Here is a 13,193-nt window from a genome sequence, read left to right as displayed (position 1 = left end):
ATGGTGGCTACGACGGGATTCGAACCTGTGACCCCATCATTATGAGTGATGTGCTCTAACCAGCTGAGCTACGTAGCCATATACTACTTAATCTTCGATGGCTGGGGTACCTGGATTCGAACCAGGGAATGCCGGTATCAAAAACCGGTGCCTTACCGCTTGGCGATACCCCAATGACCGTTGCGGTGAACCGCTATATCGAAGAAAAAATGGCTGGGGTACCTGGATTCGAACCAGGGAATGCCGGTATCAAAAACCGGTGCCTTACCGCTTGGCGATACCCCATCCGTGCAACGCTTACGGGTGAATGGTGCGGGAGGCGAGACTTGAACTCGCACACCTTGCGGCGCCAGAACCTAAATCTGGTGCGTCTACCAATTTCGCCACTCCCGCAAAAAAGATGGTGGCTACGACGGGATTCGAACCTGTGACCCCATCATTATGAGTGATGTGCTCTAACCAGCTGAGCTACGTAGCCATCTTTTTTTCGCGTAACCTTATCGGCGTTGCGGGGCGCATTATGCGTATTGAGCCTTGAAGCGTCAACCCCTTTTTCATTGAAAATAGCTGGAATGTGACTGTTTGGTTAGGTTGCGAACAGCATGACGCAATATTCGGCAATTATTAGTTATTAATTGTTTTTTAGCACAGAAAACAGACATAAAAAAAGAGCCCCGCAGGGCCCTTTTCCAGGGATTAACTTATTTATAAGCGGATCGGTGTACGCCAACTGCACGACCTGAAGGATCGTTCATGGTTTTAAACGCTTCATCCCATTCGATCGCTTTGGCCGAAGAACAGGCAACCGACGGCCCGCCAGGTACACATTCCGCCGCGCTCGCAACCGGGAACAGCTCTTCGAAAATTTCACGATACAAATACGCCTCTTTAGATGATGGCGTGTTGTACGGGAAACGGAAGCTGGCGGTTTCCAGTTGTTGGTCAGAAACTTGTTCAGCAGCGACTTCTTTCAGTGTATCAATCCAACTGTAACCGACACCGTCAGAGAACTGCTCTTTCTGCCGCCATGCGACGCTTGCCGGCAGGTAGGATTCAAAACATTCGCGCAGAACATGTTTTTCCATTTTGCCGTTGCCGCACATTTTATCCTGCGGGTTGATGCGCATCGCCACATCAAGGAATTTCTTATCCAGGAAGGGCACACGAGCCTCCACGCCCCAGGCTGACATGGCTTTGTTGGCGCGAGCGCAGTCGAACATATGCAGCGCCTGTAGCTTGCGCACGGTCTCTTCATGCAGCTCTTTTGCATCCGGCGCTTTGTGGAAATAGAGATAGCCGCCAAACACTTCGTCCGAACCTTCACCCGACAGCACCATTTTAATGCCCATCGCTTTAATTTTACGCGACATTAAGTACATTGGCGTCGAGGCGCGAATGGTTGTGACATCGTAAGTTTCAATGTGATAAATCACGTCGCGGATAGCATCCAGACCTTCCTGCACGGTGAAGTGGATCTCGTGGTGCACGGTACCCAGATGGTTCGCCACTTCTTGTGCGGCTTTCAGATCTGGTGCGCCCTCCAGGCCGACGGCGAAGGAGTGCAGTTGCGGCCACCATGCTTCGCTACGTTCCTGATCTTCAACACGACGCGCCGCGTATTTTTTGGTGATTGCGGAAATGACCGAAGAATCCAGACCGCCGGACAGCAATACACCGTAAGGAACATCTGACATCAGGTGACTTTTCACCGCATCTTCCAGCGCCTGACGCAGCTCGTTTTTATCGGTAACGTTGTCTTTAACCGCATCATATTCAAACCAGTCGCGCTGGTAGTACTGACGAATTTCGCCGTCTTTGCTCCATAAATAGCTACCTGCCGGGAATTCTTTGATCGTGCGGCATACAGGAACAAGGGCTTTCATTTCAGACGCGACGTAGAAGTTACCGTGCTCGTCGTAACCCATATATAGCGGGATGATCCCAATATGATCGCGACCGATCAGATAAGCGTCCTGCTCGCTGTCGTACAGGGCAAAAGCAAACATGCCTTGCAGGTCATCCAGGAACTCTGGGCCTTTTTCCTGGTACAGCGCGAGGATAACTTCGCAGTCGGAACCGGTCTGGAACTGGTAGCGATCGCCGTATTCAGCGCGCAGCGCCTGATGGTTATAAATTTCACCGTTAACTGCCAGGATATGCGTTTTCTTTACGTTGTACAGCGGTTGAGCTCCGGCATTGACGTCGACGATGGACAGACGTTCATGCGCCAGAATGGCGTTATCATCGGCGTAAATACCCGACCAGTCCGGACCGCGATGGCGCATCAGACGAGACAATTCCAGGGCTTTTTTACGCAGTTCAACTGCGTCAGTTTTAATATCGAATACGCCAAAAATAGAACACATAACCTTCTCCGTTAACCTGTTGCGTGATGCTTTTTATGTTTGCCTGATAAAGAAAATGCCGCAAAGCGGGAGAGGGCGCAAGCGAATTACGGGTCAGAAAATAAAAAACGCAATAGTCATTGTGGATTGGTGAAAAAAGATTATGTAATGAACATTGTTATTGATGAATCAGCAATGAAATGGTGATTTTATTGAATGGATGGATTTTGCAGACCGGATAACTTGCAGGTAGTGTTATCCGGCCAGGGGGATTAAATGACGTCTATCTCAGCAACGGACGGGTAAATCCAGCTCGGTCTGAACGGCATGCTGTCAATGTCATCAAGCGTCGATACGCCAGACAATACCAGGATGGTTTCCAGACCCGCCTGGAAGCCCGCCAGAATATCGGTACGCAGGTTGTCGCCAACGATAACCGTCTCTTCCGAGTGCGCCTGCATTTTGTTGAGCGCTGCACGAATAATCCACGGGCTGGGTTTCCCCACATAAAACGGCTTACGGCCAGAGATTTTTTCGATACCGGCGCACAGCGCACCGCAGGCAGGATAAAAACCACGGCCGTGAGTATCCGGGTTTGTGGCGATGAAACGGGCGCCGTTAGCCACAAAATAGGCGGCTTTATGCATCATGTCCCAGTTATAGGAACGCGTCTCGCCAACAATCACAAAATCCGGGTTCACGTCGGTAATCGTAAATCCGGCTTTATACAGTTCGTGGATCAGCGCTCCTTCACCTACCACATAGGCCTTTTTACCTTCCTGGCGACGAAGAAAATCAGCGGTAGCCATGGCAGAAGTATAAAAGACGCTATCGGGGACATTCACACCTGCGGTGGCGAAGCGGTTGGCCAGATCTTGCCCGGTCTGTGAAGGGTAGTTAGTCAGCAAAACGAGCGGCAGACCTTTTTCCAGAATCCCGGTCAGAAATTCTGCCGCACCCGGTACGGCAACATTGTCGTGCATCAGCACGCCGTCGATATCACAAATTACATTCTTAATGGCCATGGACAATCCGACATTAAAAAAAGAAGGCATTACTATACACAAAATACACGACATCATTCGAGTTGCATCAAGGCGGCAAGTCTGCGAAACCCTGGAGCTTACTGAAGTAAGTGACCGGGCTGAGCAGATGCAGCTAACGCAGAGGCAGCTTGAAGGATGACATGTATTAGCTTTCCAGCAAACGTTGCAGCAAAGTCCCGTTGAGCATTGCACGCTTCACCAGCGCAAAGGCGCCAATGGCGGAGCGGTGATCCAGCGTGGAACGAACCACCGGTAAATTGTGACGAAACGCCTTCAACGCCTGCGTGTTGATACAGCTCTCTATGGCTGGCAGTAGCACTTTATCCGCTTCGGTAATTTCGCCTGCAATGACGATTTTTTGCGGGTTAAACAGGTTGATGGCGATAGCGATGGTTTTACCCAGGTGTCGACCAACGTGCTCGATGACTTCTGCTGCCAGATTGTCGCCTTTATTCGCGGCCCTGCAGATGGCTTTGATACTGCAATCATCCAGCGTGAGCCGACTTGGATAGCCTTGTTTTAGCAAGTTTTGTACGCGGTGTTCGATAGAAGCATTAGCCGCAATGGTTTCCAGACAGCCGAAATTACCGCAGTGACAGCGCTCACCCAGCGGTTCTACCTGAATATGACCAATCTCACCTACGTTGCCATTGCGACCGATGAAAATGCGACCATTGGAAATAATTCCCGCGCCGGTTCCGCGGTGAACACGCACCAAAATGGAGTCTTCGCAATCCTGACTTGCCCCGAAATAGTGCTCGGCCAGCGCCAGACTGCGAATATCGTGACCGACAAAGCAGGTGACCTTAAAGCGTTTTTCAAGCGCTTCGACCAGCCCCCAGTTTTCAACCTGAATGTGTGGCATATAGCGAATAACACCGCTTTCAGGGTCAACCAGGCCTGGCAGGATGACGGAAATCGCAATCAGCTCGCGGATTTTCCGCTGGCAGCTCTCAATAAAGGAGGCAATGGTGTTGAGCAGCGCATACTCCAGCGTTTCCTGGGTACGCTCCGGGAGAGGGTAGTGCTCTTCAGCGACCACTTTACTGCTCATGTCATAGAGCGTGAGCGTGGTATCGTGACGGCCCAGTCGCACACCAATCGCGTGGAAATTGCGGGTTTCGGTGACGATGGAGATAGCGCGGCGGCCCCCGGTGGAGGCCTGCTGATCGACTTCTTTGATCAACCCGCGTTCGATCAACTGACGCGTAATTTTGGTTACGCTGGCGGGGGCAAGCTGGCTTTGCTCGGCAATTTGAATTCGCGAGATTGGCCCATGCTGGTCAATCAGGCGATAAACCGCCGCGCTGTTAAGCTGTTTTACGAGATCAACATTACCTATTTGAGCTTGTCCGCCTGGTGTCATTCTTTCTCTTACTCAGTAACGACCTCGTTGCCATTAACGATGGTCTTGATAATTTTAAAGTCGTGCGTGAACGCAGTCAGGTTGGCTACTTTGCCTGGCGCGATGCTGCCGAGTTGTTTGTCGACGCCAATGGCGCGAGCAGGGTAGAGCGTTGCCATGCGCAGGACTTCGTCGAGAGCGATATTCGCATGTTCGACCAGATTGCGTACGCCTTCAATCATGGTTAATGATGAACCGCTCAACGTACCGTTCTCATCAACGCACAATCCATTGCGGTAGTATATTGTTTTACCAGCGAAAATGAACTGTTCAATGTTTGCACCTGCTGGCGCGGTCGCGTCGGTGACCAGGCACAGCTTGTCGCCTTTCAGGCGCTTGGCATTACGAATGTTAACGTAGTCAACGTGCAGGCCATCGGCGATGATACCGCAGTAGATATCGGCTTCATCAAGAATTGCGCCCGCCAGTCCCGGTTCACGACCGGTAATGTACGGCATCGCGTTGAACAAATGGGTCGCAAAGGTGATGCCTGCGCGGAAGCCGATTTTGGCTTCTTTGACCGTTGCATTTGAGTGACCCGCAGAAACCACAATACCGGCATTCACCAGTTTGGTGATGACCTCTACCGGAACCATTTCTGGCGCCAGCGTCACTTTAGTGATGACATCGGCATTATCGCACAGGAAATCGACAAGCGCAGCGTCCGGTTGACGGACAAATCCCGGATTATGCGTGCCTTTTTTCACCAGATTCAGCCACGGACCCTCCAGATGAAGCCCTAATGCCTGATTCGGGTGTTTCGCCAGGTATTCACGCATGACGCGAACGCCCTGCTTCATCAGGTCATCGCTGGTGGTGATAAGCGTTGGCAGGAAGCTGGTGCAGCCCGATTTTTCATTGGCTTTCTGCATGATTTCCAGCGTTTCAACGGTTACGGCTTCTGCCGTATCGTTAAACTGTACGCCGCCGCAGCCGTTTAGCTGTACATCGATAAAACCGGGGGAAATAATGGCCCCATTCAGTGAGCGCTGTTCAATTCCTGACGGTAACTCAGCCAGTGGGCAAACGCTGTCAATCAGGCCATTGGCGACAACAATCGCATGGTCATCAAGAATTTCGTGACCGGTAAAGATCCGGCCCTGGGTTAAAGCATACATTCCGACCCCCGATTTCAAAAAATGCCGCCCTGCAACTCATCGACAGGGCGGAGACATCAATTACAGACCTTTAATATTTTCCGCTTCTAACTCGTTAAAGTATTTCAGCGTTTTCACTTTCAGTTCCATGGTGGAAGGCTCATCGCAGACCACAACGGCTTTCGGATGCAACTGCAGGCAACTGATGGTCCACATATGGTTAACATTGCCTTCAACGGCGGCTTGTAGGGCCTGCGCTTTCTGGTGACCCAGAACCAAAATCATCACTTCTTCAGCATCCAGCAGAGTACCCACGCCAACGGTCAGCGCATATTTAGGCACCTGGTTTACGTCACCGTCAAAGAAGCGTGAGTTAGCAACACGCGTGTCGTGAGTCAGCGTTTTGATGCGGGTACGGGAAGCCAAAGAGGAAGCCGGTTCGTTGAACGCGATGTGACCATCATTACCTACACCGCCCATGAACAGGTGGATTTTACCGTAAGAACGGATTTTTTCTTCGTACTGACGGCATTCTGCATCAATATCCGGCGCATTACCATTGAGGAGGTTGATGTTTTCTGCTGGAATATCAACGTGATCAAAGAAGTTACGATGCATGAAACTATGATAGCTTTCCGGATGTTCCTTCGGCAGGCCTACATATTCATCCATGTTGAAAGTGACAACATGTTTGAAGCTCACCTGGCCCGCTTTGTGCATTTCGACTAATGCTTTATAGGCTGTCAGCGGAGTACCGCCAGTCGGCAGGCCCAGAACGAACGGACGATCTGCCGTTGGTTTGAACGCGTTAATACGGTTAACGATATGGCGAGCAGCCCATTTGCCGACTTGTTCAGCGGTATTCAGGGGGATCAGTCTCATTCTTCACCTCAAAAGTAAATGTAAGCAATTGGCGGATTGAGTCTCTGTGCAGTATTAAGCGTAACCTGGTTTTGCATCGGTAAGGATCAATCCGTTTCGATTTTTTGAATGATAAAATAAGTTTTCGTAGTTAGCCAGTGAAAGGGAGGGTTAATAACGATATTTGGTGACTGAAATCACAAAAAACATGCTTTTAATTTGCGATACGAATTAAATTTTCACACACTCTGAATGTAGATGAATGGTTAATATCGTTGTTCCAGAATCTTGTTGTCAGGAATGGTCGCACAATAAAAATATGGCTTCCAAAGAAGCCTAATCGGGGTCTCGTAGGGGGAATAAAATGAATATTTTAGGTTTTTTCCAGCGGCTGGGTAGGGCGTTACAGCTCCCCATCGCTGTGCTGCCAGTCGCGGCACTGCTGCTGCGATTCGGCCAACCAGATTTACTTAACGTACCCTTCATCGCGCAAGCGGGTGGGGCCATTTTTGATAACCTCGCGTTAATTTTCGCGATCGGTGTGGCATCCAGCTGGTCAAAAGACAGCGCAGGTGCGGCAGCGCTGGCGGGTGCGGTCGGTTATTTCATATTGACCAAAGCAATGGTTACCATTAACCCAGCCATCAACATGGGTGTGCTAGCGGGTATCATTACCGGTCTGGTCGGCGGCGCCGTCTATAACCGCTGGTCTGGTATCAAACTGCCTGACTTCCTGAGCTTCTTTGGCGGCAAACGCTTCGTGCCGATCGCCACTGGTTTTTTCTGTCTGGTGCTGGCTGCAATCTTTGGCTACGTGTGGCCGCCGGTGCAGAACGCCATCCACGCGGGTGGTGAGTGGATCGTAGGCGCTGGCGCGCTGGGTTCAGGTATCTTTGGTTTCATCAACCGTCTGCTGATCCCAACCGGTCTGCATCAGGTTCTGAACACCATCGCCTGGTTCCAGATTGGCGAATTTACTAACGCCGCAGGAACCGTATTCCACGGTGACATCAACCGCTTCTATGCGGGTGACGGTACTGCGGGTATGTTCATGTCTGGCTTCTTCCCGATCATGATGTTTGGTCTGCCGGGTGCGGCGCTGGCGATGTACTTCGCGGCTCCAAAAGCACGTCGTCCGATGGTTGGCGGTATGCTGCTGTCCGTGGCGATCACTGCATTCCTGACTGGTGTTACCGAGCCGCTGGAATTCCTGTTCATGTTCCTGGCTCCGCTGCTGTACCTCCTGCACGCAGTGTTAACGGGTATCAGCCTGTTCGTTGCGACACTGCTGGGGATCCACGCGGGCTTCTCCTTCTCCGCAGGTGCTATCGACTACGTGTTGATGTACAACCTGCCGGCAGCAAGTAAGAACGTCTGGATGCTGGTGGTGATGGGGCTGGTGTTCTTCGTTATTTACTTCGTGTTGTTCAGCGCGGTTATTCGTCTGTTTAACCTGAAAACGCCGGGCCGCGAAGATAAAGAAGACGATATCGTCACTGAAGAAGCGAACAGCAATACTGAGGAAGGTCTGGCTCAACTGGCAACCAGCTACATTGCAGCGGTTGGCGGTACCGATAACCTGAAAGCGATTGATGCCTGTATTACCCGTCTGCGTCTGACCGTTGCCGACTCTGGTCGCGTAAATGATGCGATGTGTAAACGCTTGGGCGCTTCTGGTGTGGTTAAGCTGAACAAGCAAACTATTCAGGTCATCGTGGGTGCAAAAGCTGAATCCATTGGCGATGAAATGAAGAAAGTTGTCGCGCGTGGTCCGGTGGCGGCAGCGTTTGGTGAAAGTGCGCCAGCGGCAGCAGCTCCAGTTGCAAAACCGCAGGCTGTCGCGAATGCGGTCACCGTTGAAGCGTTGGTATCTCCTATTACCGGTGATGTGGTTGCACTGGAGCAGGTTCCTGATGAAGCCTTCGCCAGCAAAGCAGTAGGCGACGGCGTGGCGGTAAAACCGACGGATAAAATCGTGGTTGCTCCGGCTGCGGGCACTATCGTGAAAATCTTCAACACTAACCATGCGTTCTGCCTGGAAACCGTGAAAGGCGCGGAAATTGTGGTCCATATGGGCATCGATACTGTAGCGCTGGAAGGTAAAGGCTTTAAGCGTCTGGTTGAAGAAGGTGCGGAAGTAACGGCAGGTCAACCGATTCTGGAAATGGATCTGGAGTTCCTGAACGCCAACGCACGTTCCATGATTAGCCCGGTTGTGTGCAGCAACAGCGATGATTTCGGCGCGCTGGTCATTAAAGCCGAAGGTCATGTGGTTGCTGGTCAGACACCGCTGTATGAGATTAAAGGTAAATAACTGCTCCTGAGTAAAGTAAGTTAAGTGCCTCAAGCGGCGGGGGATAATCCTCCGCCGCTTTTTTTTACAGCAAATACCCTCATATATCCTGCTGAAACACCTTTTTTGTGCAACTAATAGTTGTCTCCTGACGTCGCTTATAAGATCATGTTCCGTTATACGTTGTTTACGCTTTGAGGAATCCACGATGAGTGAGGCTGAAGCCCGCCCGAGTAACTTTATTCGTCAGATCATCGATGAAGATCTGGCCAGTGGTAAGCACACCACTATCCATACACGTTTTCCGCCGGAGCCAAATGGCTATCTGCACATTGGCCACGCGAAATCCATTTGTCTGAACTTTGGCATTGCGCAAGATTACCAGGGCCAGTGCAACCTGCGTTTTGATGATACGAACCCGGTTAAAGAAGATATCGAGTACGTTGAGTCGATTAAAAACGACGTTGAATGGTTAGGTTTCCACTGGACTGGCGACATTCGCTACTCGTCGGATTACTTCGATCAGCTTCACGCCTATGCGGTAGAGCTTATTAATAAAGGCCTGGCGTACGTTGACGAACTGTCAGCGGACGAAATCCGCGAATACCGTGGCACGCTGACTCAGCCGGGCAAAAACAGCCCGTTCCGCGATCGTAGCGTCGAAGAGAACCTCGCGCTGTTCGAAAAAATGCGTAACGGTGGTTTTGAAGAAGGTAAAGCCTGTCTGCGCGCGAAAATCGATATGGCTTCGCCATTTATCGTGATGCGCGATCCGGTGCTGTACCGTATCAAGTTCGCTGAACACCACCAGACCGGCAATAAGTGGTGCATCTACCCGATGTACGACTTTACCCACTGCATCAGCGATGCGCTGGAAGGCATTACGCATTCACTGTGTACGCTGGAGTTCCAGGATAACCGTCGTCTGTACGACTGGGTGTTGGATAACATCACCATCCCGGTTCACCCGCGCCAGTACGAATTCTCGCGCCTGAATCTGGAATACACCGTGATGTCCAAGCGCAAGCTGAACCTGCTGGTTACCGACAAGCACGTTGAGGGCTGGGACGATCCGCGTATGCCAACAATTTCTGGCCTGCGTCGTCGCGGTTACACCGCTGCCGCGATCCGCGAGTTCTGCAAACGCATTGGCGTAACTAAGCAGGACAACACCATTGAGATCGCTTCTCTGGAATCCTGTATCCGCGAAGATCTGAACGAAAACGCTCCGCGCGCGATGGCGGTTATCGATCCGGTGAAACTGGTTATCGAAAACTACCCACAGGGCGAAAGCGAGCTGGTCACTATGCCTAACCATCCGAACAAACCGGAAATGGGCAGCCGTGAAGTACCGTTTAGCGGTGAAATTTGGATCGATCGTGCAGACTTCCGCGAAGAAGCGAACAAGCAATACAAACGTCTGGTGATGGGCAAAGAAGTGCGTCTGCGTAACGCTTACGTGATCAAGGCCGAACGTGTCGAGAAAGATGCGGAAGGGAATATCACCACCATTTTCTGCACCTATGATGCCGATACCCTGAGCAAAGATCCGGCTGATGGTCGTAAAGTTAAAGGCGTTATTCACTGGGTGAGCGCGTCCCATGCGCTGCCGATTGAAATCCGTCTGTACGATCGCCTGTTTAGCGTTCCAAACCCAGGCGCGGCGGAAGACTTCCTGTCCGTCATTAACCCGGAATCGTTGGTCATTAAGCAGGGCTACGGTGAGCCATCGCTGCAGGCTGCGGTTGCAGGCAAAGCGTTCCAGTTTGAGCGTGAAGGTTACTTCTGTCTGGACAGCCGCTATGCAACAGCAGACAAGCTGGTGTTTAACCGCACCGTTGGTCTGCGCGACACGTGGGCTAAAGTCGGCGAATAAGTCGCAATACCTCCAGTCTAAACGCCGCGTCATGCGGCGTTTTTTTTCGCAAAAAAACCGTACGCCAGGCTCCGTTTGCGGAGCGAATTAATTACATGTCTGTAATAATGGAATGGCTGAATATTTTTACGTTTAAATAACTTACCTCAATATGAAATAGGCTGAAACCGATTTCATCCTCATGGAAAACAAGCGATTTTTTCAACTTTTCAACGCTTTTTTATCTGTCGATGAAAATGTAACAGAAAGCAATCAAATATGTGCGGTTGCTCATACTATTACATACTCGTTACAGAAAGAGATTGATAATTCGCGTCGCGAAAAATAGTCTATTCATTGTAGTCACTGAGGTTTTCTTGGCGCTACTTTTTTTATTTTTTTCGCTGTCCGCTTTTGTCGGCAGCATTTTTATGTCAAAGAGGATTAACATATGCGTACGTTTAGTGGCAAACGTAGTACGCTGGCGCTGGCTATCGCCGGTATCACAGCAATGTCGGGTTTTGTTGTCGCTCCCCAGGTACACGCTGAAGGATTTATTGATGACTCTACCTTAACCGGCGGCATCTACTACTGGCAGCGTGAGCGTGACCGTAAAGATGTGACCGATCACGACAAATACAAAACCAACCTTTCTCACTCCACCTGGAATGCTAACCTCGACTTCCAGTCCGGTTACGCGGCTGATATGTTTGGTATTGATATCGCAGCATTCACTGCTATTGAAATGAACGAAAGTAGTGAAAGCGGTCATCCAAACGAAATTGCCTTCTCTTCCAAAAATAAAGGCTATGACGAAGATTACTCCGGCGATAAGAGCGGGATTAGCCTTTATAAAGCAGCAGCTAAATTTAAATATGGTCCAGCCTGGGCGCGTGCCGGTTACATTCAACCAACCGGACAGACTTTGCTGGCTCCGCACTGGAGCTTTATGCCAGGTACCTATCAGGGTGCTGAAGCTGGCGCCAACTTCGACTATGGCGATGCTGGTGCGCTGAGCTTCTCCTATATGTGGGCCAATGAATATAAAGCACCGTGGCACACCGAAGTTGATAAATTCTATCAGGCCGATAAAAAAACCAGCGTAGATTACCTGCACTCAATCGGTGCGAAATATGATTTCAAAAATAACCTGCTACTGGAAGCGGCATTTGGCCAGTCAGAGGGCTACGTCGATCAGTACTTCGCCAAAGCCAGCTACAAATTCGATTTAGGGGGTAATCCGTTTACCACCAGCTATCAGTTCTACGGCGCACGTGACAAAGTTGACGATCGCACCGTGAACGATATTTATGACGGTACGGCCTGGCTGCAGGCGCTGACCTTCGGTTATAAAGTAGCGGAAGTGGTTGACCTGCGTCTGGAAGGTACCTGGGTTAAAGCGGACGGGCAGCAGGGCTACTTCCTGCAGCGTATGACCCCGACCTACGCTTCATCAAACGGTCGCCTGGATATCTGGTGGGATAACCGTTCTGACTTCAACGCCAACGGCGAAAAGGCAGTTTTCTTCGGCGCAATGTATGATCTGAAGAACTGGAACCTGCCTGGCTGGGCAGTGGGCGCGTCCTACGTTTACGCATGGGATGCCAAACCAGCGACCTGGCAGCTCAACCCGGATGCGTACTACGACAAAAACCGCACTATCGAAGAGTCCTCTTACAGCCTGGATGCGGTCTACACCCTGCAAGATGGTCGTGCGAAGGGCACTATGTTTAAACTGCACTTCACCCAGTACGACAACCATTCAGACATTCCGAGCTGGGGCGGTGGTTACGGCAACATCTTCCAGGATGAGCGCGACGTGAAGTTCATTGTTATCGCTCCATTCACCATCTTCTAATGCCAATAGCGGCAGGCCGGGCGCCTGCCGCCTCGTTGAGGAAAGTGCTATGAAAAAACTGATACTCATCGCCGTTATGGCATCAGGGCTGGTGGCTTGTACGCAATCCCCTGCACCGAAAGAAGACAGCCGCCTGAAAGAAGCCTACAGCGCGTGTATTAATACCGCGCAAGGATCGCCGGAAAAAATAGAAGCCTGCCAAAGCGTGTTGAATGTACTGAAGAAAGAAAAACAGCACCAGCAGTTTGCCAATGAAGAAAGCGTACGTGTGCTGGATTATCAGCAGTGTATCCAGGCCACGCGTACGGGGAACGATCAGGCCGTTAATGCTGATTGTGACAAAGTTTGGCAGGAAATTCGCAGCAAGAATGCCGCGCAGTAATTCAAAAAATGAAAAAGACAACGGGCGGAGATTTCTCCGCCCGTTTGCATT

The 13,193-nt window shown here is 50.8% G+C and carries 9 protein-coding genes and 5 tRNA genes; 4 read left to right on the top strand and 10 right to left on the bottom strand.

Annotation, left to right across the window (positions count from 1 at the left end; translation table 11 throughout):
• Position 1 precedes the first annotated feature (1 nt).
• The 10 genes from OGX99_RS12160 to nagB all read right to left on the bottom strand — a co-directional run bounded on the left by OGX99_RS12160 (position 2) and on the right by nagB (position 6,775).
• Positions 2-78: transfer RNA gene (locus tag OGX99_RS12160), tRNA-Met, on the bottom strand.
• 20 nt (positions 79-98) lie between these two features.
• Positions 99-173, bottom strand: a tRNA-Gln gene (locus OGX99_RS12155).
• Positions 174-210: 37 nt separating this feature from the next.
• Positions 211-285, bottom strand: a tRNA-Gln gene (locus OGX99_RS12150).
• 23 nt (positions 286-308) lie between these two features.
• A tRNA-Leu gene (locus OGX99_RS12145) sits at positions 309-393 on the bottom strand.
• Positions 394-401: 8 nt separating this feature from the next.
• Positions 402-478, bottom strand: a tRNA-Met gene (locus OGX99_RS12140).
• Between the two features lie 223 nt (positions 479-701).
• Positions 702-2,366 (bottom strand): asparagine synthase B, encoded by a 1,665-nt coding sequence (asnB, locus tag OGX99_RS12135; protein WP_286543667.1) that lies wholly within the window; start codon positions 2,364-2,366, stop codon positions 702-704.
• 251 nt (positions 2,367-2,617) lie between these two features.
• A complete protein-coding gene (gene nagD / locus OGX99_RS12130) occupies positions 2,618-3,370 on the bottom strand; it encodes a ribonucleotide monophosphatase NagD (protein WP_005121413.1) in 753 nt (250 codons plus the stop codon).
• Positions 3,371-3,536: 166 nt separating this feature from the next.
• Positions 3,537-4,757, bottom strand: coding sequence for a DNA-binding transcriptional regulator NagC (nagC, locus tag OGX99_RS12125; protein ID WP_151219518.1), 1,221 nt, complete (start codon positions 4,755-4,757; stop codon positions 3,537-3,539).
• A gap of 8 nt (positions 4,758-4,765) precedes the next feature.
• Complete coding sequence (gene nagA / locus OGX99_RS12120) at positions 4,766-5,914, bottom strand: N-acetylglucosamine-6-phosphate deacetylase (protein WP_151224925.1); 1,149 nt, start codon at positions 5,912-5,914, stop codon at positions 4,766-4,768.
• A gap of 60 nt (positions 5,915-5,974) precedes the next feature.
• Positions 5,975-6,775: a glucosamine-6-phosphate deaminase gene (gene nagB, locus OGX99_RS12115; protein ID WP_085047509.1), complete on the bottom strand. Its 801-nt coding sequence runs from the start codon at positions 6,773-6,775 to the stop codon at positions 5,975-5,977.
• 343 nt (positions 6,776-7,118) lie between these two features.
• On the opposite strand from nagB, the gene nagE reads away from it, so the two are divergent.
• The 4 genes from nagE to OGX99_RS12095 all read left to right on the top strand — a co-directional run bounded on the left by nagE (position 7,119) and on the right by OGX99_RS12095 (position 13,142).
• Positions 7,119-9,068, top strand: coding sequence for a PTS N-acetyl glucosamine transporter subunit IIABC (gene nagE / locus OGX99_RS12110; protein ID WP_151219520.1), 1,950 nt, complete (start codon positions 7,119-7,121; stop codon positions 9,066-9,068).
• 187 nt (positions 9,069-9,255) lie between these two features.
• Entirely contained in the window at positions 9,256-10,923 is a 1,668-nt protein-coding gene (gene glnS, locus OGX99_RS12105; protein ID WP_286543665.1) for a glutamine--tRNA ligase, read from the top strand.
• A gap of 430 nt (positions 10,924-11,353) precedes the next feature.
• Complete coding sequence (chiP, locus tag OGX99_RS12100) at positions 11,354-12,760, top strand: chitoporin ChiP (RefSeq protein WP_151219521.1); 1,407 nt, start codon at positions 11,354-11,356, stop codon at positions 12,758-12,760.
• Between the two features lie 49 nt (positions 12,761-12,809).
• A complete protein-coding gene (locus tag OGX99_RS12095) occupies positions 12,810-13,142 on the top strand; it encodes a ChiQ/YbfN family lipoprotein (protein ID WP_003022817.1) in 333 nt (110 codons plus the stop codon).
• Positions 13,143-13,193: the final 51 nt, after the last annotated feature.

It is taken from the genome of Citrobacter sp. Cu096, assembly GCF_030332285.1.
GTDB lineage: Bacteria > Pseudomonadota > Gammaproteobacteria > Enterobacterales > Enterobacteriaceae > Citrobacter > Citrobacter meridianamericanus.
Note: the sequence above shows the minus strand (reverse complement) of the source record. Positions and strands in the feature narration are given on the sequence as shown.

What these genes read in the sequence shown, in the direction of transcription:
- nagC (WP_151219518.1), bottom strand. Translation starts at nt 4,757, where the DNA reads ATGACACCAGGCGGACAAGCTCAAATAGGTAATGTTGATCTCGTAAAA.
- OGX99_RS12095 (WP_003022817.1), top strand. Translation starts at nt 12,810, where the DNA reads ATGAAAAAACTGATACTCATCGCCGTTATGGCATCAGGGCTGGTGGCT.
- asnB (WP_286543667.1), bottom strand. Translation starts at nt 2,366, where the DNA reads ATGTGTTCTATTTTTGGCGTATTCGATATTAAAACTGACGCAGTTGAA.
- glnS (WP_286543665.1), top strand. Translation starts at nt 9,256, where the DNA reads ATGAGTGAGGCTGAAGCCCGCCCGAGTAACTTTATTCGTCAGATCATC.
- nagA (WP_151224925.1), bottom strand. Translation starts at nt 5,914, where the DNA reads ATGTATGCTTTAACCCAGGGCCGGATCTTTACCGGTCACGAAATTCTT.
- nagE (WP_151219520.1), top strand. Translation starts at nt 7,119, where the DNA reads ATGAATATTTTAGGTTTTTTCCAGCGGCTGGGTAGGGCGTTACAGCTC.
- nagD (WP_005121413.1), bottom strand. Translation starts at nt 3,370, where the DNA reads ATGGCCATTAAGAATGTAATTTGTGATATCGACGGCGTGCTGATGCAC.
- nagB (WP_085047509.1), bottom strand. Translation starts at nt 6,775, where the DNA reads ATGAGACTGATCCCCCTGAATACCGCTGAACAAGTCGGCAAATGGGCT.
- chiP (WP_151219521.1), top strand. Translation starts at nt 11,354, where the DNA reads ATGCGTACGTTTAGTGGCAAACGTAGTACGCTGGCGCTGGCTATCGCC.